Annotated in this window: 13 protein-coding genes; 8 read left to right on the top strand and 5 right to left on the bottom strand. The window is 68.3% G+C overall.

Features of this window, described 5'->3' with window-relative positions; genetic code table 11:
- Positions 1-142: 142 nt before the first annotated feature.
- From zwf to ACFPN1_RS09720, 5 genes are read left to right on the top strand one after another with little or no spacing between them, the layout of a single operon-like run.
- Positions 143-1,600 (top strand): glucose-6-phosphate dehydrogenase, encoded by a 1,458-nt coding sequence (gene zwf / locus ACFPN1_RS09740; RefSeq protein WP_386754703.1) that lies wholly within the window; start codon positions 143-145, stop codon positions 1,598-1,600.
- A gap of 28 nt (positions 1,601-1,628) precedes the next feature.
- The gene (gene pgl, locus ACFPN1_RS09735; RefSeq protein ID WP_386754702.1) at positions 1,629-2,345 is read left to right on the top strand and encodes a 6-phosphogluconolactonase; all 717 of its coding nucleotides are present in this window, start codon (positions 1,629-1,631) and stop codon (positions 2,343-2,345) included.
- Positions 2,345-4,171 (top strand): phosphogluconate dehydratase, encoded by a 1,827-nt coding sequence (gene edd / locus ACFPN1_RS09730; RefSeq protein ID WP_386754701.1) that lies wholly within the window; start codon positions 2,345-2,347, stop codon positions 4,169-4,171. Before pgl ends, edd begins: the two co-directional genes overlap by 1 nt.
- Entirely contained in the window at positions 4,168-5,166 is a 999-nt protein-coding gene (glk, locus tag ACFPN1_RS09725) for a glucokinase (protein WP_386754699.1), read from the top strand. Before edd ends, glk begins: the two co-directional genes overlap by 4 nt.
- A complete protein-coding gene (locus tag ACFPN1_RS09720; RefSeq protein WP_386754698.1) occupies positions 5,163-5,822 on the top strand; it encodes a bifunctional 4-hydroxy-2-oxoglutarate aldolase/2-dehydro-3-deoxy-phosphogluconate aldolase in 660 nt (219 codons plus the stop codon). Before glk ends, ACFPN1_RS09720 begins: the two co-directional genes overlap by 4 nt.
- 173 nt (positions 5,823-5,995) lie before the next feature.
- Here ACFPN1_RS09720 and ACFPN1_RS09715 read toward each other — a convergent pair whose 3' ends face one another.
- Both ACFPN1_RS09715 and ACFPN1_RS09710 read right to left on the bottom strand, forming a co-directional pair.
- The gene (locus tag ACFPN1_RS09715; protein ID WP_386754697.1) at positions 5,996-6,352 is read right to left on the bottom strand and encodes a hypothetical protein; all 357 of its coding nucleotides are present in this window, start codon (positions 6,350-6,352) and stop codon (positions 5,996-5,998) included.
- A gap of 585 nt (positions 6,353-6,937) precedes the next feature.
- Entirely contained in the window at positions 6,938-9,745 is a 2,808-nt protein-coding gene (locus ACFPN1_RS09710) for a TonB-dependent receptor (protein WP_386754695.1), read from the bottom strand.
- A 409-nt stretch (positions 9,746-10,154) separates the two neighbouring features.
- On the opposite strand from ACFPN1_RS09710, the gene ACFPN1_RS09705 reads away from it, so the two are divergent.
- Entirely contained in the window at positions 10,155-11,579 is a 1,425-nt protein-coding gene (locus ACFPN1_RS09705; RefSeq protein ID WP_386754694.1) for a sugar porter family MFS transporter, read from the top strand.
- 166 nt (positions 11,580-11,745) lie between these two features.
- Here the strand turns inward: ACFPN1_RS09705 and ACFPN1_RS09700 are convergent, their stop codons facing one another.
- The 3 genes from ACFPN1_RS09700 to ACFPN1_RS09690 form a co-directional block, all read right to left on the bottom strand.
- The gene (locus ACFPN1_RS09700; protein ID WP_386754693.1) at positions 11,746-13,581 is read right to left on the bottom strand and encodes an alpha/beta hydrolase-fold protein; all 1,836 of its coding nucleotides are present in this window, start codon (positions 13,579-13,581) and stop codon (positions 11,746-11,748) included.
- A gap of 93 nt (positions 13,582-13,674) precedes the next feature.
- Entirely contained in the window at positions 13,675-15,720 is a 2,046-nt protein-coding gene (locus ACFPN1_RS09695) for a glycoside hydrolase family 97 protein (protein ID WP_386754691.1), read from the bottom strand.
- A gap of 156 nt (positions 15,721-15,876) precedes the next feature.
- Complete coding sequence (locus tag ACFPN1_RS09690; protein ID WP_386754690.1) at positions 15,877-17,493, bottom strand: alpha-glucosidase family protein; 1,617 nt, start codon at positions 17,491-17,493, stop codon at positions 15,877-15,879.
- 158 nt (positions 17,494-17,651) lie between these two features.
- Here ACFPN1_RS09690 and ACFPN1_RS09685 point away from each other — a divergent pair, with 158 nt between their 5' ends.
- Both ACFPN1_RS09685 and ACFPN1_RS09680 read left to right on the top strand, forming a co-directional pair.
- The gene (locus tag ACFPN1_RS09685; protein WP_386754689.1) at positions 17,652-19,175 is read left to right on the top strand and encodes an MFS transporter; all 1,524 of its coding nucleotides are present in this window, start codon (positions 17,652-17,654) and stop codon (positions 19,173-19,175) included.
- A gap of 10 nt (positions 19,176-19,185) precedes the next feature.
- On the top strand, positions 19,186-20,922 hold the full coding sequence (locus tag ACFPN1_RS09680; protein WP_386754688.1) for an alpha-amylase family glycosyl hydrolase: 1,737 nt from the start codon (positions 19,186-19,188) through the stop codon (positions 20,920-20,922).
- The last annotated feature ends 53 nt before the right edge of the window (positions 20,923-20,975 follow it).

Raw genomic sequence — 20,975 nt, 5'->3', positions numbered from 1 at the left:
GGCATCTGCGCATGGTGGCCTGTGCGCGCCGCACCTGCCGCCTGGATGAAAACGCCCGCTGCAATGCCGCGGCAATCGTATACAACGCCGGCGTGAACGGCGGGGGGATTAGACTCGGCCGATCTTTCCCGGCCGTCCGCGAATGTCCCGACCCGCTTCCCTGCTGGTGATCTTCGGCGCGACCGGCGACCTCGCGCAGCGCATGCTGTTCCCGTCGCTGTACGGCCTGCAGGCCGACGACCTGTTGCCGCCCGCGCTGCGCATCCTCGGCACCGGCCGCACCGACGAGGAGGCGAGCGCCTTCCGCGCGCAGATCGGCGAGGCGGTCCGTCGCAACGTCGCCGCCGGCGAATGCAACGAGAGCGTGCTGCAGGCGCTGCTCGAACGCATCGATTACCTCGCCGCGGACACCGGCGACAGCGCATCGCTGGAGCAACTGGGCGCGCGTATCGGCGAACAGCGCGGCGCGGCCGACATCGTCTACCACCTGAGCACCGCGCCGCGCTTCTACGCGCCGATCTGCGCCGCGCTCGGCGGCATGGGCCTGGCCGGCCCGGGCACGCGCGTGATGCTGGAAAAGCCGATCGGCCACGACCTGGCCAGCGCCACCGCGATCAACGACGCCGTCACCCGGCACTTCGACGAGGAGCGCGTGTTCCGCGTCGATCACTACCTCGGCAAGGAAGGCGTGCAGAACCTGCTCGCGCTGCGCTTCGGCAACGCGCTGTTCGAACCTCTGTGGAACGCGCGCCACATCCAGCACGTGCAGATCACCGTTGCCGAGACCGTCGGCGTCGAAGGCCGCGGCGACTACTACGACCACTCCGGCGCGATGCGCGACATGCTGCAGAACCACATGCTGCAGCTGCTGTGCCTGGTCGCGATGGAGCCGCCCGCGCACTTCGAGCCCTCCGCGGTGCGCAACGAGAAGATCAAGGTGCTGCAGTCGCTGCGCCCGATCGGCCGCAACGAGGTGCTGGGCGAAACCGTCGCCGGCCAGTACACCGCCGGCGCGGTCGATGGCCGTGTCGTGCCGGGTTATCTCGACGAGCTCGGCCGTCCCAGCCGCACCGAAACCTTCGTCGCGCTGCGCGCGCACGTCGACAACTGGCGCTGGTCCGGCGTGCCGTTCTACCTGCGCACCGGCAAGCGCATGCCGGCGCGCCGCACCGAGATCCACCTGCAGTTCCGCGCGGTGCCGCATTCGATCTTCACCGGCGCGCAGGTGCAGCCCAATGCGCTGACCATCCTGCTGCAGCCCGAGGAACGCATCGAGCTCAACCTGATGAGCAAGACGCCGGGCCTGGACCGCGGCGGCGTGCGCCTGTCGCAGGTCTCGCTCGACCTCGACATGCACGAGGAATTCGCCGCGATCCGCCGGCGTCCGGCGTACGAACGCCTGTACCTCGACGCGATCGAAGGCAACGGCACGCTGTTCGTGCGCCGCGACGAGACCGAAGCCGCGTGGGCCTGGGTCGACGACATCTTCGACGGCTGGCGCCACACCGACCTCACGCCGCGGCCGTACCCTGCGGGAACCTGGGGGCCGGCCGCGGCGGTGGCGATGGCCGAACGGCACGGCCACAGCTGGCGCGACTGACACCGTGGCGACGAACGGGAGTGTGCAGATGGCGTGGATCGAACACCGTTACCCGGATGCCGACGCGCTCGCCGCCGCGCTCGCCGCGCGCCTGGAGGACGTCCTGCGCGAGGCGACCGCTTCGCGCGGCCACGCGCTGCTCGCGCTCGCCGGCGGGCGCACGCCGCTGCCCGCGTACCGCCTGCTCGCGGCGCGTCCGCTGGACTGGCGCAAGGTCGTGCTGATGCCCACCGACGAGCGCTGCGTGCCGCACGACCACCCGGCCTGCAACCTGCGCGAGATGCGCGCCGCGTTCGCCGGCGCCGATGGCGTGCGCTTCGCCTCGCTCACCGTCGACGACGGCGATCCGGAGCGCTCGGCGGTGAACGCCGGCACGATGCTCTCGCAGCACGCCGGCGCGTTCGACGCGGTGGTGCTGGGCATGGGCAAGGACGCGCATACCGCGTCGCTGTTTCCGGGTGCGGAAGGTCTCGCGGCCGCGCTCGACCCGACCGGCACCACGGATGCCTGCCGCATCGATCCCGAGCCGCTGCCGCCCGAAGCGCCGTTCCCGCGCATTACCCTGACCGCCGCGCGCCTGCTGCGCGCGCGCGCCGTGCACCTGGCCCTCACCGGCGCGGACAAGCACGCGGTGCTGCGCGCCGCTCAGGCGGCGTCCGATCCGCTGCGTTATCCGGTCGCCGCGGTGCTGGACGCCGCCGCCCGCCACACGCCCGGATCCGTGCACATCCACTGGAGCGAATGATGTCGCTGCATCCCGTCACCGAACGCGTCACCGCCCGCATCGCCGAACGCAGCCAGGTCTCGCGCGGCGATTACCTCGCGCGCATGGACGCGGCGCGCGAAACCTCGCCGGCGCGCACGCGCCTGAGCTGCGGCAACCTCGCGCACGGCTTCGCCGCCGCGGGCGAGGACAAGCCGCACCTGCGCGGCACGCGCGGCGGCAACGTCGGCATCGTCACCGCGTACAACGACATGCTCTCGGCGCACCAGCCGTACGAGCCCTATCCGGCACTGATCCGCATGGCCGCGCGCAATGCCGGCGGCAGCGCGCAGGTCGCCGGCGGCGTGCCGGCGATGTGCGACGGCGTCACCCAGGGCCGCACCGGCATGGAACTGTCGCTGTTCTCGCGCGACACCATCGCGCTGGGCACCGCGATCGCGTTGAGCCACGACATGTTCGACGCGGTGCTGTGCCTGGGCATCTGCGACAAGATCGTGCCCGGCATGCTGATCGGCGCGCTCAGCTTCGGCCACCTGCCGGTGATCATGGTGCCGGGCGGGCCGATGCCCAGCGGTCTGCCGAACAAGGAGAAGGCCGCGGTGCGCCAGCGCTACGCCGAAGGCAAGGCGACGCGCGAGGAGTTGCTCGAAGCCGAAGCCGCGTCCTATCACGCGCCCGGCACCTGCACCTTCTACGGCACCGCGAACTCCAACCAGATGCTGATGGAAGCGATGGGCCTGCACATGCCCGGCAGCGCCTTCGTCCATCCCTACACCGCGCTGCGCGATGCGCTCACCGTCGCGGCGACCGAGCAGGCGCTGCGCATCACCGCGCTGGGCGAGGATTACCGTCCGATGGCGCACACCGTCGACGAGAAGGCGATCGTCAATGCGCTGGTCGCGCTCGCCGCGACGGGCGGTTCCACCAACCACGCGCTGCACTGGGTCGCGGTCGCGCGCGCGGCGGGACTGATCATCGACTGGGATGACCTCGACGAGCTCTCGCGGGTGACGCCGCTGCTCGCGCGCGTGTACCCCAACGGCAGCGCGGACGTGAACGCCTTCCAGGACGCCGGCGGCCCCGGTTTCGTCATCCGCGAACTGCTCGACGCCGGCCTGATGCACGAGGACATCCGTTGCGTGCACGGCGGTAGCCTGCGCCAGCAGACGCTCGAACCCTGGCTCGACGGCACCACGCTGCGCTGGCGAGAACCGCCGGCCGCGACGCGCGATCCGACCGTCGTGCGGCCGGTGGCGGAGCCCTTCGACAGCGAAGGCGGGCTGCGCCGCCTGCAGGGCAACCTCGGCCGCGCAGTAGCGAAGATTTCCGCGGTCGCGCCCGAATACCGCGCGATCACCGCGCCGGCGAAGGTGTTCGATGCGCAGGACGCGCTGCTCGACGCCTTCAAGGCCGGCGCGTTGCAGGGCGATTTCGTCGCCGTGGTGCGCGGCCAGGGCCCGCGCGCGAACGGCATGCCGGAACTGCACAAGCTCACGCCGACGCTGTCGGCGCTGCAGGACCGCGGCCAGCGCATCGCGCTGCTGACCGACGGCCGCATGTCGGGCGCGTCGGGCAAGGTGCTTGCCGCGATCCATGTCTCGCCCGAGGCCGCCGACGCCGGCGCGATCGCGAAGATCCGCGACGGCGACATCCTCCGCATCGACGCCGATGCCGGCACGATGGAGGCGCTGGTCGATGCGGCCGAGTGGGCCGCGCGCACGCCCGAGCATGCTTCGCTGCAGCCCAACCGCAGCGGCCTGGGCCGCGAGCTGTTCGCGCTGATGCGCACGCAGGTCGGCACCGCGGAGGAGGGCGCGTGCAGCCTGTTCGTCACGGAGACGCCATGAACGCCGCTTCGCGCCCGCTCGCGCTGATCGCCGACATCGGCGGCACCAACGCGCGTTTCGCGCTCACCGATCCGGTCACCGACGCGCCGGAAATCATCGAGCCGCGCACGCTGGCCACGGCGGAGTACGCCAGCCTGCAGCACGCGGCCGAGCACTACCTCGCCGAAGTCGGCGCGCGTCCGGACAGCGCGGCGATCGCAGTGGCCAGCCCGGTGCACGGCGAGGAGATCCGCCTGACCAACCGCGCGTGGTCGTTCACCCGGGGCGAACTGAAGCAGGCCCTGGGCCTGCGCCGGCTGGCGGTGATCAACGACTTCGGCGCGGTGTCGTGGGCGGTGCCCGCGCTGCAGCCGGACGATTACGTGACCCTGCACGGCCGCGACGACGCACCGCTGCAGGGACCGGTCAGCATCATCGGCCCGGGCACCGGGCTGGGCGTCGCGCTGCTGGTCGGCGATGCGCAGCGTGGCTGGAACGTGGTGGAAACCGAAGGCGGCCACGTCAGCTTCGCGCCGCTGGGCGACGAGGAGCAGATGATCGCGCGCTGGCTCACCGCGCGCTTCGGCCGCGTGTCCACCGAACGCGTGCTGTGCGGCGCGGGCCTGTCGTACGTCGATGCGATCCTGCGCAGCGACGGCCACGCGCCACCCGACGTCGCCCTGCGCGATCCGGCGGAAATAGTCGCCGCGGCGCTGGAAGGCCACGACGTGATTGCGCGCCGCGCGCTGGCGCGCTTCTGCGCGGTGCTGGGCAGCGTGGTCGGCGACACCGCGCTGATCCACGGCGCGCGCACGGTGATGATCGCCGGCGGCATGGTGCCGCGCTTCATCCCGTTCTTGCGCAGCAGCGCGTTCCGCGAACGTTTCCTCGCCAAGGGCCGTTTCGTCGCGTACCTGGAATCGATGACGATCCGCGTCATCACCCATCCCAACCCGGGCCTGCTCGGCGCGGCGGTTGCCGCGCGCACGGCCCTGCAAGCGGAGTCACCCCGATGAGCTCCATCCCGACCCTTCTCCATGCCCAGCGCATCGACCAGGCGCTTTCGCGCGCGCCGGTGGTGCCGGTGCTGAGCATCGCCCGCATCGAGGACGCCGTGCCGCTGGCGCGCGCGCTGGTCGACGGCGGCCTGCCGGTGCTGGAAGTGACCCTGCGCACCGAAGCGGCGATCGGCGCGATCCGCGCGATCCGCGAGCAGGTGCCGGAAGCGAGCGTCGGTGCCGGCACGGTGCTGAGCGCGCGCGACCTGTCCGCGGTCGAAGCCGCGGGTGCGGGCTTCGCGATTGCGCCGGGCGCGACTGATGCGCTGTACGCCGCGGCCGGTGATGCGCAGATTCCGCTGCTGCCCGGGATCGCCACGGCGAGCGAGCTGATGCACGGGCTGGAACTGGGCTACCAGCGCTTCAAGTTCTTCCCCGCCGAGTCCAGCGGCGGCATCGCCGCGTTGAAATCGTTCGCCGGCCCGTTCGCGCAGGCGAAGTTCTGCCCGACCGGCGGCATCGATGCGGCGAAGGCGCCGGCCTACCTCGCGTTGCCGAACGTGATCACGGTCGGCGGTTCGTGGATGGTCCCGGCCGATGCGCTCGCCAGCGGCGACTGGGCGCGCATCGCGAATCTCGCGCGCGAGGCGGCGGCGCTGCGGACCGCGCGCTGAGTCGGTCCTCCCGATGCATCCCGGACCCGGGTGCGCTGCGCTTACCCGGGCGACGTCGGTCTCCTTTCCAGTTGCGGGATTCTCTCGCTCGTCATCCCCGCGAAGGCGGGGATCCAGCGACTTTGCTTTCTTTTCTTTGTTTCGCTTCTGTCGTCATCCCCGCGGAAGCGTGATCAGTGACTTTGCCTTTCTTTGCTTTGCTTCTGCTCGTCATCCCCGCGAAAGCGGGGATCCAGCGACTTTGCTTTTCTTTTCTTTGCTTCGCTTCTGCCCGTCATCCCCACGGAAGCGGGATCCAGTGACTTTGCTTTCGTTTCTTTGCTTCGCTTCTGCCCGTCATCCCCGCGAAAGCGGGGATCCAGTGACTTTGCTTTTTTTGCTTTGCTTCTGTTCGTCATCCCCGCGGAAGCGGGATCCAGTGACTCTGCTTTCGTTTCTTTGCTTCGCTTCTGCTCGTCATCCCCGCGAAAGCGGGGATCCAGTGACTTTGCTTTTGAGGCTTTGAGGCTTTGAAGCAACAACAACAGCAAAGGCTTTCGCCCCTGCGGGGCGAGTTACTTTTCTTTGCTTGCCCAAAGAAAAGATAACCAAAAGAAAGGGCACCCCGGAGCTGCGCGCCCTCCGCTTCGCTCCGGGTCCGCGGACGGGCCGGGGTTTTTCGATGCGACATCCCTGTCGCATCGAAAAATGCGCGGCGTCCTGCCGCGCACCCTGCGGGCCTGATCCGCCCCGCCCGCCGCTGCGCTACGGGGCCCCGGCAACGTCAACGTCAACAACAAACTGCAAGAGCAACCGCGAGAGCAACCGAGCAACCGCGAGAGCAACCGCATGGACCAATGCGTCGTCCCATTGCGCGTCATCCCCGCAAAGGCGGGGGCAGCGAATGTGCTTCGAAGCCTTGAGCCCTTCTTCGCCCGTCATCCCGCGGAAGCGGGAATCCAGCGCCTCTGCTTTTGCCGTCTTGAAGGCTCGAATCGACATCAGGCGTTACCGCCACAGCGCACCCGCAAACCCGACGCAGGAACAGCCGCCCGCACCTTCATCGAGCCCACAAAAGAAAAACCCTTGCCGGGGGAGAGACCCGGCAAGGGCTGGTGTCCGGCGGAGGCCCGTGCTCAGAACTTGTAGTTCACGCCGAACAGGACCGTGCGGCCCCACTTGATGTACTCGAGCGGGCGATCCTTGGTGCCGGCATAGGTCTGGTACGCGGAGTCGGTCAGGTTGTTCACCTGCAACAGCACGCTCAGGCCCTTAAGGGCTTCGTTCTGGAAGTTGTAGCTGATCTGCGCATCGGTGATGTCCTCGCCGACGACGTAACGCAAGGTGCGTTCGCCCGCGAAGTTGCCGATCTCGCCGATGAAGTCCGAGCGCCGGCGCTGGCTGACGCGGAATTCGAAGCCACCGCGCTCGTAGTACGCCGTCAGGTTGTAGACGCGCTTGGAAAGGCCCGGCAGCGTGATCGGATCGTTGCCGACGCTGGAGCTGTTTTCCGGCGCCTGGACCTTGATGCTGCTGTCGTTGTAGCTGGCGCTGGCGACGATGCCGAAGCCCTGCAGCGGCTCCCACAGCATGTCCAGCGGCAGCGAGGCGGTGAGTTCGACGCCCTGGAGCTTGCCGCCCTTGCCGTTGAACGGACCACTCAGCGTGCCGGTGGCCTGCGCCGGCGGGCACGGCTGGTTGGAACCGGCCGGCGTGGTGCAGGTGTCGGGCGGCGTGTAGTCGGCGATCAGCTCGGAGAAGTCGTAGTCGCGGCTCTGGTTGAAGATGTAGGTGCGCAGGTCCTTGTAGAAATACGCGGCCGCCACGTACGCCTTGGTGCCGAAGTACTTCTCGTAGGAAACGTCGAACGCGTTGGCGCGCCACGGATCCAGCAGCGGGTTGCCGCCGCTCGCGCCGGGCCGGCCGGTGGCGCTGTCGACGCCGAAGTCCAGCGACGAGCGCAGCTGGTCGACGCGCGGGCGGGCGACCTGGCGGGCCAGCGCGACGCGAACCGTCTGGTCGGCGGGCAGCAGGAAGGCCAGGTTCATGCTTGGCAACACGTCGGTGTAGGTCTTGCCGGCCTCGAAGCGGCGGATCTCGCTGCCCGCGGGCTGGGTGTGGTCCCACACGTTCGATGCCGAGGACTGGTCGGCGTGCTGAAGCTGCACGCCGACGTTGCCACGCACGCCGACCGAACCCCAATCGGTGTCGATGTTGGCGCGCACGAATCCGGTGGTGAGCTTTTCCGACACGCTCCAGGCCTTGGAGATCAGCCAGGGCGCGTCTTCGTTCGGATCGAAGGTCATGTAGCGCGCGACCGCACCCGGAACGTTCCAGGAGGGGATCAGGCCGACGCCGGCGAAGCCGAGGTCGACCAGGCCGTACTGCAGGTCCGGCGCGATGGTGGTGTCGCCCTGCGCACCGACATTGATGTTGCCTTCGGGCTGGTGCTTTTCCTTCTCGCGATCGGCGTAGTTCAGGCCGACGTCGATGCCGGAGAACCAGCTGCCGGCAAAGCCCGGCGCCGGAAGCGAAGCGGTGAGGCGGAAGCTCTTGAGTTCGTCCACCACCTTGGGCGTCTTGCCGTAGCCCGATCCGTAGATCGTGCCGCGCAGGAACAGCGCGTTCGGATCGGAGTAGTCCAGGCCGGGCGTCAATTGCGAGAAGCCGCTGCCCGAATAGTGCAGGGTGAGCGAATCCAGCTGCGGCGCCGGCGCGAGCTGGGTGTTGTTTTCCAGGTTCACCTCGTCGCGCTTGGCCTTGGAGTAGCTGATGTCGGCGTTGATGCGGGCGGAACCGACGCTGAAGTCGTTGTTCCAGCCGAACGCGTCGATCTTGTCCTCGCGCTTGTTGTACATGCCGCGCACGAGCGGATAGATGTTGTGCGCGACGCCATCGGTGAAGGTGCCGTTGCCGTTGACCTGCACGTCGGTGACGGCGATGCGCCCGAAGCCGCCGTTGTAGTCGCCCAGGTTGGCTTCGAACTGGTTGGCGGTGTCTTCCTGCGTGGCCTCGGAATGGAACAGGTCCAGGGTGCTGGTCCAATCGCCGGACGGGCGGAATTCCAGCGTGCCCATGACGCCGTCGCGCTCGACATAGCCGGTGCGGCGCAGCGCCTTGATGCCGTCGGACCACCACGTGCCGGCGGCGACGCCCGGACGCCAGTCGGCGCCGAGTTCCTTCCACGGCTCGTACAGGCCGACCTGCTCTTCCTGGATCGGCGTCTTCGAATGCGAGTAGCCCAGCGCGACACCGACGGTGCGGTCGGCGAACTGGCCGATGTAGCTGGCATTGATGCGCTCGCCGTAGCCGGAGGCATTGGCCGCCTTGCCCAGCGAGTTGTGCTGGCCGCGGACGCTGAGGGCGGTGACGCTCTTGTCGAAGCGCAGTGGGCGCACCGTCTGCATGTCGATGGTGCCCGACAGGCCCTGGCCGACCAGGCCGGCGTCGGGCGTCTTGTACACCGTCACGCCGCTCATGAGTTCCGACGGGTACTGGTCGAACTCGACGCTGCGGTTGTCGCCGGTGCTGACCAGCTCGCGGCCGTTGAGCAGCGTCGTGGCGAAGTCGGGCGACAGGCCGCGCACGCTGATGACCTGGGCACGACCGGCGACGCGCTGCGCCGACAGGCCGGGCAGGCGCGCGATCGATTCGGCGATGCTCACGTCGGGCAGCTTGCCGATGTCCTCGGCCGAAACCGATTCGACGATCGAAGTCGATTCCTTCTTCGTCGAGATCGCGCCTTCGATGCCGACGCGGATGCCGGTCACGGTGACCGATTCCAGCGTCTTGGCCTGCCTGGCGGCGGCGCTGTCTTCCTGCTCCTGCTGCGGCTTGGCTTGCGTCTGCTGCTCTTCGGCCGTCTGCGCCTGCGCGCCGGCGGCGAGCATCATCGTGGCCGAGGCCAGCGCGACGCTCAGCAGGTTTCTCTTGAACTGCACCATCACTCCCCCTCCGGAATGAGCTTTCTCGTGTTCGCTGGTGGTGCGCACGTCGCCGTGCGGTTCCCCTGCGGATCTGTGTAGGTACGCGCTGCCCGAAGACAGGCGCGGGTCGATGGTAGTCCCGGGCATGTCCGCACAAATTCCCCTGCATACGTATTCATGGAAAAGCGCCGGCAAAACCGGCATTTACGTCGCCCGTGCGCGCTTGGCGTGCAAACGTGCAACCGTGGCAGGGTGAATCGCACCGCCGGTGCGGATCGGTGCGCATCGCGCCTCGTCGCGGGCTGCATACGTATTCAACCGGACGCGGCGCGACGCCCCTGCGCAGAATCGGGCGGATCCGGCCGGCAAATGCGACGCCACGCAGCGTTCGCACCGCGATGCCGGCAGCAGACCCTCGGGAGGGGCAATGAGCAGCATCGATACGGCGGCAGGTGGGGCAACGCAGCACGCGACCATGCGCGTGCTGCTGATTTCGGCGGCCGCAGCACTGGGCGGCTTCCTGTTCGGATTCGACACGGCGGTGATCAACGGCGCGGTGGACGCGATGCGCACCGGCTTCGGCCTGAGCGCCGCGGCGACCGGCGTCGCGGTGTCGTGCGCGCTGCTCGGTTCCGCGCTCGGCGCGTGGTACGCGGGGCCGCTTGCCGACCGCTACGGCCGCGTGCAGACCATGCGCGTGGCGGCGGCGTTGCTCGCGATCAGCGCGCTCGGCGCGGGCATGGCCTTCGGCGTGTGGGACCTGATCGTGTGGCGCGTGGTCGGCGGCATCGGCGTGGGCGTGGCCTCGGTCATCGCGCCGACCTACATCGCCGAGGTGTCGCCGGCGCATGTGCGCGGGCGCCTGGGCTCATTGCAGCAACTGGCGATCGTGCTCGGCATCTTCGCCGCGCTGCTCAGCGACGCGTGGCTCGTCGGCGCGGCGGGCGGCGCGGCGCAGCCGTTGTGGCTGGGCCTGGCGGCGTGGCGCTGGATGTTCCTGGTCGCGGTGCTGCCGGCGCTCGTGTATGGCGCGCTGGTGTTCGGCGTGCCCGAATCGCCGCGGCATCTCGTCGCCAGAGGCCGCCTCGCCGAGGCGCGCGCGGTGCTGCTCGACGTGCTCGACCTGCGCGATCCGGCCGCGCTCGACGCCAAGCTGCACGACATCGAACGCAGCCTGCGCCTGGAATACCGGCCGACGCTGCGCGACCTGCGCGGCCCGAGCGCAGGCCTGCTGCCGGTGGTGTGGATCGGCATCCTGCTGTCGGTGTTCCAGCAGTTCGTCGGCATCAACGTCATCTTCTATTACTCCTCGACGCTGTGGCATTCGGTGGGCTTCAGCGAAGCCGATTCGTTCTCGATCACCGTGGCCACCTCGATCGTCAACGTGCTGGTGACGCTGGTCGCGATCGCGCTGGTGGACCGGCTCGGACGCAAGCCGCTGCTGGTGATCGGCTCGGCCGGCATGGCGGTGACGCTCGGGTTGATGGCGTTGTGTTTCTCGCACGCGGCGGGCACCGCTTCGCAACTCACGCTGCCGACGCCGTGGGGCATGACCGCGCTGGTGGCGGCGAATGCGTACGTGGTGTTCTTCGGCCTGAGCTGGGGCCCGATGGTGTGGGTGCTGCTGGGCGAGATGTTCCCCAACCGCATCCGCGCGATCGCGCTGGCGGTGGCGGCGTCCGCGCAGTGGCTGGCCAACTTCGCGATCACCGCGACGTTCCCGTCGCTGGCGGAGATCGGCCTGACGTTCGCGTATGGCTTGTATGCGGCGTTTGCGGTGCTGTCGCTGGTGTTCGTGCTGCGTGCGGTGCGCGAGACCAAGGGGATGGAGCTGGAGGAGATGCGGGATTGAGGGTGGGGTGACCGCTCATCGGCTGCACCGGCCCTTCTTCTTCTCCCCGCATTGCGGGGAGAAGATGCCCGAAGAGCCTGCCCCCGAATGCTTTAATCGGGGGGCAGATGAGGGGTGCTTTTGACTTTGTTGTTGCTCTGCGCCAGCGGGGCGAGGGCAATCGGCGCTACTTCCCCAGCAAAAACACCAACGGCACGTCCACACGCTCCCGCCACGCGCGTTCGCTGTGCTCGGCACCCTCGAACCGCCGCGTGATCCAGTCGCGCCCTTCGACATGGCCGTTCGCGCGCATCGCCGCATCCATCCGCTGCTGGTACGGCGCGTACTGTGCATCCAGCGTCGCCGTGCCGAAGTCGTAATAGATCCGGTGGCGGCGCGGATCGGGCAGGTGCGTGGACAGCCAGTCGATCATCGCGCCGTCGCCGATCGGCCAGTGCGTGGAGATCGCGCCCACGCCGCCGAACACGTCCGGATACTCCGCCACCGCGTACAGCGAGATCAGCCCGCCCATGCTCGAGCCCATCACGACGGTGTCGCTGCGCCCGCGGCGGGTGCGGTAGGTGGCGTCGATGAACGGCTTCAGCTCCTCGACGAGGAAGCGCAGGTAGTCGTCCGAGGTGATGTCGGTGCGCGCCAGCGGCGGAAAGCCCTCGACGCCGACGGCGAGCGACTCGCCTTTCACCGCCTTGCGCGGCATGTATTCCTGCAGCCGCCGCGGCGTGTTCCAGATGCCGACGACGATCGCCTCGCGGACGCGGTGCTCCGCGATCAGCCGCGTCATCGTCTCGTCGATGCCCCAGTCCACACCGGTGTACGAGAGTCGCGGATCGAACAGGTTCTGCCCGTCGTGCATGTACACCACCGGATAACGGCGATGCGGATGTTCGGCGTAGCCCGGCGGCAGCCATACATCGACATTGCGCGCGGGCACGTACGCGGATTCGACGTCCTGCCAGCTGTCGACGCGACCTGTCGCCTCCAGCGCCGGCGCACGACGCGCGTAGGCCCAGGTGAGGAAGGCGGGCAGCATCCGCGCCCAGCTGGCCTGGTTGTGCGCGCCGCCGTCCAGCGTCAACAACACCGAATCGCAACGGTCCGGGTGCGCGCCGTAGTCGGTGTTCACCGAATAGCCCAGCTGCTGCAGGCCTTTCGCGCGCAGCTCATCGCCGTCCTTCCAGCCGAGCAGCAGATCGCGGGTGTCGTCGAGCACGTCGACGATGCCGTCGCCGTCGCGATCGTCCTTCTCCTCGGCCGTGCCGACCGCGAAGAAGTAGCGCGCGCCGTTGCGCGGCGATGTGGCGTCGACCATGCGCTGCGCCAGACGGGTGCGCTGTACCGCCCGCGCATCGCTGCCGTCGGCCGCGAGCCACAGCGACGGCGAGAAGGCGCCAACGCGGCCGAACAGCTCCGGATACTGCCAGCCCAGGTTGAACGCGTTCGCGGCGCCGAGCGACCAGCCCAGCACGGCGCGCGCGTCCGCTGACGGGCGCGTGCGGTAGCGGCGATCGATCTCGGGCACCAGCGTCTGCGCGAGCCACTGCGAATACGCATGCGCGTTCGCGCCGACCGGTCCGTAGCGCGTGGCTGCGACCAGGCTGCGGCCGGCCACGCGGTCGGAGAAACCGTAGGCCGCCATGCGGTCCGGTGGCATGTCGATGGCGACGACAATGAGCGGGCGGATCGTGTCCTCGGCGTACAGGCGTTCCAGCGTGGCCTGCAGGCCGACGGCTTCCATGTCCTGGCCGTCGTTGACGTACAGCACCGGATAGCGGCGTGCTGCGGCGGCGCCGTAGGCAGGCGGTAACCACACGCGGACATGCAGCGGCGCGGGCGCGACGCCGGGCGCCGCGATGCCGAAGCTGTCGACCACGAGCGGACCGTGCGCCGGAGCGACCGCGCCCGGGGCGTGATGCGCGCACGCCGACAGCAGCGCAGCCAGCACCAGCAGCTGCGCGGCACGAAACAGCGCACGGCGAAACGGTCGATGCAAAAAAGACGTCATGCGTGCTTGCGCCGATAAGGAAAAACCGCGCCGGGCGGTCGCCCGGCAGCCGTGATCGTGTGACTGCGCGGATTCGGATTGAACATCGTGGCGTCAGCGCTTCGGCACGAACCGGATCGCCGCGCCGCCGCCCGCGCCCAGTCGCAGCGTGAGCGTGTCGCCGCGCCGCACCGTGCGCTCCTCGACGACGAAGGCGAAGGGATGGGTCTTCCAGTCCGCGCCTTCGCCGTCGCGATAGATCTGCGCGGTGTAACTGCGACCGGCCTCGAGGAACGACAGCGGCACCTGCAGCGTGCGTGCGTTCTCGTCGGTCACGCTGCCCAGATACCAGTCCTCGCTGTGGCGGTCCTTGCGCACGATCGTGGCGTAGTCGCCGACTTCGCCGTTGACGACGTGCGATTCCGACCAGTCGGTGGGCACGTCGCGGATGAAGGCGAACGCGTCCATGTGCTGCTCGTAGTGTTCCGGCAGGTCCGCGGCCATGTGGATCGGGCTGTACAGCACCACGTAGTCGGCGAGCTGGCGCGCCAGCGTGTTCTGGATCGGCTGGCCGCCGCGGCCCTTCAGGCTGACCACGCCGGGGGTGAAATCCATCGGCCCGGCGAGCATGCGCGTGAAGATCAGGTTGGGCTCGTGCTCGGGTGGATTGGGCGGATCGCCCCAGGCGTTGAATTCCTGGCCGCGCGCGCCTTCGCGCGACACCCAGTTGGGATACGTGCGGCGCAGGCCGGTGTCCTTGATCGGCTCGTGCGCGTCGATGGCGATATGGTGCTTCGCGGCCGCCTCGAGCACGCGCAGGTGGTGGTTGCTCATGAACTGGCCTTCGTGCCATTCGCGCACCACGGGGCCGTTCGCCACGTCCTGCCGTTCGATCTGGCCGGCGTCGCAGACATAGCCGGTCTTCACCGCGTCGATGCCCAGACGCTGGAACAGCGTGAACGCCTCGTCCATCTGCCGCTCGTAATGGCTCACCGCGCAGGCGGTCTCGTGATGGCCGATCAGATGCACGCCTTTCGACTGCGCATACGCGGCGAGCGCGGCGAGGTCGTAATCCGGCGTGGCCTGGCGGAAGTCGAAGTTCCAGCCGTTGGCGAACCAGTCGCCGTCCCAGCCCAGGTTCCAGCCCTCCACGAGCACGCCGCGGAAGCCGTACTTCGCGGCGAAATCGATGTAGCGCTTCGTGTTCTCCGTGGTCGCGCCGTGCTTCGGGCCGGTGCCCCAGGTCTGTTGGTCCAGGTGCAGCGACCACCACACGCCGACGTACTTGGACGGCTTGAACCAGCTGACGTCGCCGAGCTGGTTGGGCTCGTTGAGGTTGAGGATCAGGTTGGATTCGACCAGTCCTCCGGCGCGATCGGCGATCTGGATCGTGCGCCACGGCGTCGCGAACGGCGTGCGACGTACGACCTTCGCCGGCGCCTCGCCGCCGGGCGTCAGCATCGCGCGCAGGCGGCCGTCGCCGCCCCTGGCCAGGTTCATGCCGGCGTAGTCGACCAGCGCGGCTTCATGGATGGCGAGATGCGTACCGTCATCGGTGCGCAGGGTGATCGGCGTCTGCGCGATGCCGACTTCCGCCAGCGGCGTGCGCTGGTACAGGTATTCCTCGCGGTTCCATTCGAAGGCGGGAATCCACCACGCGGTCGCCGGCCGCGCGAGCGCGAATTCGGTGAGTTCCTCCTGGATCTGCACCTCGTCGAGTTTGGGTTGCTTCGGGAATTCGTAGCGGAAGCCGACGCCGTCGTCGAAGACGCGGAACACCAGCTCGATGCGGCGATGGTCGCGATCGCCTTCGACGAAGTTCGCGTGCAGTTCGTTGTAGTGGTTGCGCACGTAGCGGCGTTCGCCCCACGGCTGTTCCCAGGTCTCGTCGAAACTGCGCGAGGACTGGCCGTCGAGCTTCAGGCCACGCAGGAACTGGCGGTCGTTGCGCAGGATGAAGCCCAGGCGCGAGTCGGCGATGAGCGGCTGGCCCTCGCGCAGCACGCGATAGGCGAGGCGGCCTTCGCCATTGAGGTCGAGTTCGACCTTGAGCGTGTGGTCTGGCGATTCGACGCTGGCGACGGTATCGGCGTGCGCGGCGAAGGCGGCGGCGGACAGCGCGAACGACAGCGCCAGCGAGTACTTCAGGGGACAAGGCATCTGGACTACCCCGGATCTGGAAGGTTGCGTTGCTTCCCGCGGCCGCACGGAGCGAAAGACACTGGGTTTCCGCTTGACCGGACATTCGGTCCCCTCACCCTGCGTCGCTGGCGCGACGCGGTCCCTCTCCCCGCAGGCGGGGCGAGGGAAGAGACTTCAGAACGCGGCGTAGAACGCGCCATGCGCCGGCAATCGCCGCGTGTTGCCGTCGATGTGGCCATTCGTGATGCCTGGAGCAACGACGGGATTCGCTGCGCGCAATCCCTCGGGCAAGACCCAGTCGACCGCACTCGCAGACAGATTGAACACGACCAACAGCTTCTGCCCGTCGCCTTCGCGCACGAACGCCAGCACCGGCTCGGGTGCATCGAGGAAGCGGATCGCGCCTTCGCGCAAGGCCGGCTGCGTGCGGCGCCAGCGCAGGAACGCGCGCGTGGCGTTGAGTACCGAATGCGGATCGGCCTCCTGCACGGCGACGCTGCGTTCGCGGTGCTCGGGCGGAATCGGCAGCCACGGCTGGCCGTCGCTGAATCCCGACTCGTTGCCGCCGTTCCACGGCATCGGCGTGCGACAACCGTCTCGACCCTTGAAGTTCGGCCAGAAGGTCTTGCCGTAGGGATCCTGCAGCGCGTCGAAGGGCACGTCGGCTTCGGGCAGGCCCAGTTCCTCGCCCTGGTACAGGCACACCGAACCGCGCAGCGAACACACCAGCGCCACCAGTTGCGCGGCGAACGCATCGCTGGCGTGCGCGCCGCCCCAGCGCGTCACCGCGCGGCGCACGTCGTGGTTGGAGATGGCCCAGCACGGCCAGCCTTCGGTCATGCTCGCTTCCAGGCGCTCCACCGTGCCGCGGATGTAGGCGACGCTGAAGTCGTCGACCAGCAGCTCGAAGCTGTAGCCCATGTGCAGGCGGCGGTCGTTGACGTATTCGGCGGTGGTCGCCAACGAGTCTTCCGAGGAGATCTCGCCGAGCGTGGTGGCCTCGGGATAGCGGTCGAGCATCGCCCGCAGCTCTTCGAGGAACTTCAGGTTTTCCGGCTGCGTGTTGTTATAGAGGTGGTACTGGAACGCATACGGATTGTCGGGGCTGAAGCCGCGCCCCGTGCGCAGTTCCGCCGGCTTGGGCGGGTTGTCGCGCAGCCGCGCGTCGTGGAAGCAGAAGTTGATCGCGTCCAGGCGCAGGCCGTCGACGCCCTTGTCCAACCAGAACCTCACGTTGTCCAGCGTCGCTTCGCGCACGGCCGGGTTGTGGAAGTTGAGGTCGGGCTGCGAACTCAGAAAGTTGTGCAGGTAGTACTGGCCGCGGCGCGGCTCCCATTTCCACGCTACGCCGCCGAAGATCGACAGCCAGTTGTTGGGCGGCGTGCCGTCGGGCCGTGCGTCTGCCCAGACGTACCAGTCCGCGCGGGGATTGTCGCGGCTCTCGCGGCTCTGCCTGAACCATTCGTGCTCGATCGAGGTGTGGCTCAGTACCTGGTCGATCATCACGCGCAGGCCCAGCGCGTGCGCCTTCGCCAGCAGGCGTTCGAAATCGGCGAGCGTGCCGAACAGCGGATCGACATCGCGGTAATCGGCGATGTCGTAACCGAAGTCGGCCATCGGCGACTTGAAGAACGGCGAGATCCAGATCGCATCGACGCCGAGGCTGGCGACGTAGTCGAGCTTCTCGACGATGCCGGGCAGGTCGCCGACGCCGTCGCCGTTGGTGTCCAGGAAGCTGCGCGGGTAGATCTGGTAGATCACCGCGCCACGCCACCAGCGGTTCGTTGCCATCGCCTTCCGGCCCCTGTTCCTGCAGAGCCGCGACTATTCCATGCAACCTGCTCGGACGAACGGGCCTTCGGCCATGCCATGGCTTGAATACGATTACATTTCATTGTGCAGTGCAGACGCTGACTACCATGCGTGCCGCGATCTATCGAGGAAGGCAGATGAAGCAAAGCGACGTGCCGCAGGGCAACGCATTCCGTAAGCCGCAACTGTCGTTCTGGCAGATCTGGAACATGTGCTTCGGTTTTCTCGGCATCCAGTTCGGCTTCGCCCTGCAGAACGCGAACGTGAGCCGCATCTTCCAGACACTGGGTGCGGACATGGACACGCTGCCGGGGTTGTGGATCGCCGCGCCGCTGACCGGCCTCATCGTCCAGCCCATCGTGGGTTATCTCTCCGACCGGACCTGGACGCGCCTGGGGCGTCGTCGTCCCTATTTCGTGGCCGGCGCGGTGCTCGCGTCCGGCGCGCTGCTGCTGTTCCCGAACGTGCCCGTGCTGTGGATGGCGGCAGGATTGCTGTGGATCCTCGATGCGTCGATCAACATCTCGATGGAGCCGTTCCGCGCCTTCGTCGGCGACCAGCTGCCGGTGCGGCAGCGTGCCAGCGGCTACGCGATGCAGAGCTTCTTCATCGGCATCGGCGCGGTGGTTGCCAGCGCATTGCCGTACGTGCTGGCGAAGTACGGCATCGCCAACACGGCCGGGCCGGGCGAGGTGCCGGACACGGTGCGGTATGCGTTCTACGCCGGCGGCGCGGTGCTGCTGCTGGCGATCGGCTGGACCGTGCTGCGCACCCGCGAATACCCGCCCGAGACGCTGCATGCGTGGGACGAGGCACCGCCGCTGGCGCGACGCACGCGCGAGGCGGGCATCGTCCGTCGCAACGCGGCGATCTGGCTCGCCATCGGCATTGCCGGCATCGCGCTCGTCGCCTTGCGCGGCTGGGACCGCCAGCTGTACGTCTTCGCGGGACTGATCACGGCCTACGGCCTGGCGCTGCTGCTGCGTTCGGGCATGCGCGGCGAAGGCGCGTTCACGCACATCATGGACGATCTTTACGACATGCCGCCGACGATGCGCCAGCTGGCGGTGGTGCAGTTCTTCTCCTGGTTCGCCCTGTTCGCGATGTGGATCTACACCACCGGCGCGGTGACCAGCGTGCACTTCGGCAGCACCGACACCACATCGGCCGCGTACAACGAGGGCGCCAACTGGGTGGGCGTGCTGTTCGCCGCGTACAACGGTTTCGCCGCGCTGGCGGCGGTGCTGATTCCGTGGATGGTGAAGCGCTGGGGCCTGCGCCTCTCGCACCTGGTCAACGCGACGCTCGGCGGCCTGGGTCTGCTGTCCTTCGCGGTCATCCGCGATCCGCAGTGGCTGCTGCTGTCGATGGTCGGCGTCGGCTTCGCCTGGGCCTCGATCCTGTCGCTGCCGTACGCGCTGCTCTCCGACAGCGTGCCGGCGCAGAAGATGGGCGTGTACATGGGCATCTTCAATTTCTTCATCGTCATTCCGCAGCTGGTGGCGGCGAGCCTGCTGGGCGTGCTGCTGAAGCTGTTCTTCGGCAGCCACCCGATCTATGCGCTGGTGATCGGCGGCGTCAGCCTGATCGTCGCCGGTCTGTGCGTGCTGCGCGTGCGCGAACCCGCGCGCCAGCCAGCCGTCGCCACCGCCAACTCCTGAGGAAGAACGCATGGGTCGTAGACTGATCGCCGCGGCGTGCGCGCTGCTCGTGGCCGGATGCGCGCGCGACGGTGCGCCGTCGCGGCAAGCCACCGAAGCAGGCACGGCACCGGTGCCTCGCGCGGCGCAGGCGGGCGCCGCCGCCGGTTACGTCGGCACGCGCGAGCCGTTCGCTGCCAATGCGGTGTACTTCGTCCTCACCGACCGTTTCGTCAACGGCGATCCCGGCAACGACCACCGCGACCAGGCCGCGGGCCCCAATCACACGTTCGACCGGCCGGTGCCGGGCGCGCCTCCGGGACGCAGCGACAATGTCGGCTACCTCGGCGGCGACTTCAGGGGTCTGCTCGACAACGCGCAGTACATCCGCGACATGGGTTTCGGCGCGGTGTGGATCACGCCGATCGTCGACAACCCCGACGAGGCCTTCACCGGCGGCGATCCGGTGAAGTGGGGCGGGATGTTCACCGATCAGGGCAAGACCGGTTACCACGGCTACTGGGGCGTGAACTTCTACAGGCTCGACGAACACCTGCCGAGCGCGGAACTCGATTTCGCCGGGTTGACGAGGGGCCTGAAGCAGCACGGGCTCAAGACCGTGCTCGACATCGTGTGCAACCACGGTTCGCCGGCGTACACGATGCCGCAGGACCAGCCGAAGTACGGTGAGATCTACGACCGCGACGGCACGCTGATCGCCGACCACCAGAACCTGCGACCGGAACAGCTCGATCCGCAGCACAACCGGCTGCACGCGTTCTACAACACCACGCCGGGCCTGGCGCAGTTGTCGGACATCAACGAGAACGATCCGCGCGTGCTCGATTACTTCGTCGGTGCGTACTCGCAGTGGATCGACCAGGGCGCCGACGCCTTCCGCATCGACACGATTCCGTGGATGCCGCACGCGTACTGGCATGCCTTCACCACGCGCATCCGCGAAAGGCACCCGGGCTTCTTCATGTTCGGCGAGGCGTTCAACTACGACGCTGCGTCGATCGCGCCGCACACGTTCCCGCGCAATGCGGGGGTGAGCGTGCTCGACTTCCCGCTGAAGGAACGCATGGCCGAAGTGTTCGGCCGCCAGGGCGGCGGTTTCGAGCGCATCGCCGAACGACTGTACCTGGAGGACGGTCCGTACCAGAACCCGTACGAGCTGATGACCTTCTACGACAACCACGACATGGCGCGGCTGGACGCCAGCGACGAAGGCTTCATCGACGCCAACAACTTCCTGTTCACCGCGCGCGGGATTCCGGTCATCTACTACGGCTCGGAAACCGGCTTCGAACGCGGCACCGCCGAGCATGCGGGCAATCGCAACTACTTCGGCCAGGCGCGGATCGACGCAGCGCCGCAGAGCCCGATCTACCGGGCGCTAAGGCGCATCGGCCGACTGCGCGCCGCGACACCGGCGTTGCAGCGCGGCCTGCAGGTGAACGTACTGATGCAGGGCGATCGCGCCGCGTTCTATCGCGTGTTGCAGCAGGATGGCGTGCATCAGATCGCCCTGGTTCTGCTCAACAAGGGCAGCGTCCCGGCGGCGTTCGACCTGAAGGACGTGCAGGCTGGGCGCTGGCATGCGGCGATCGCGGGCGGCGAGGTGGACGTTGCGGACGGCGGTGCGCTGAAAGCCAGCGTGCCGGCGCACGGTGTCGAGGTCTATCTGCTGGACGCGGCTGTCACCAATCCGCAGTTGCGCGCGACGCTGGCGCGCGCGCGGGTCGGCGCGCATCCGCGCGGCTGATTCCGAGCTCCGTCATCCCAGCGCAAGCTGGGACCCCCTTTGTTGTTGGCTTT

Source organism: Lysobacter yangpyeongensis (assembly GCF_042655745.1).
Lineage (GTDB): Bacteria > Pseudomonadota > Gammaproteobacteria > Xanthomonadales > Xanthomonadaceae > Agrilutibacter > Agrilutibacter yangpyeongensis.
This window is presented reverse-complemented; position numbering and strand designations above follow the sequence as displayed.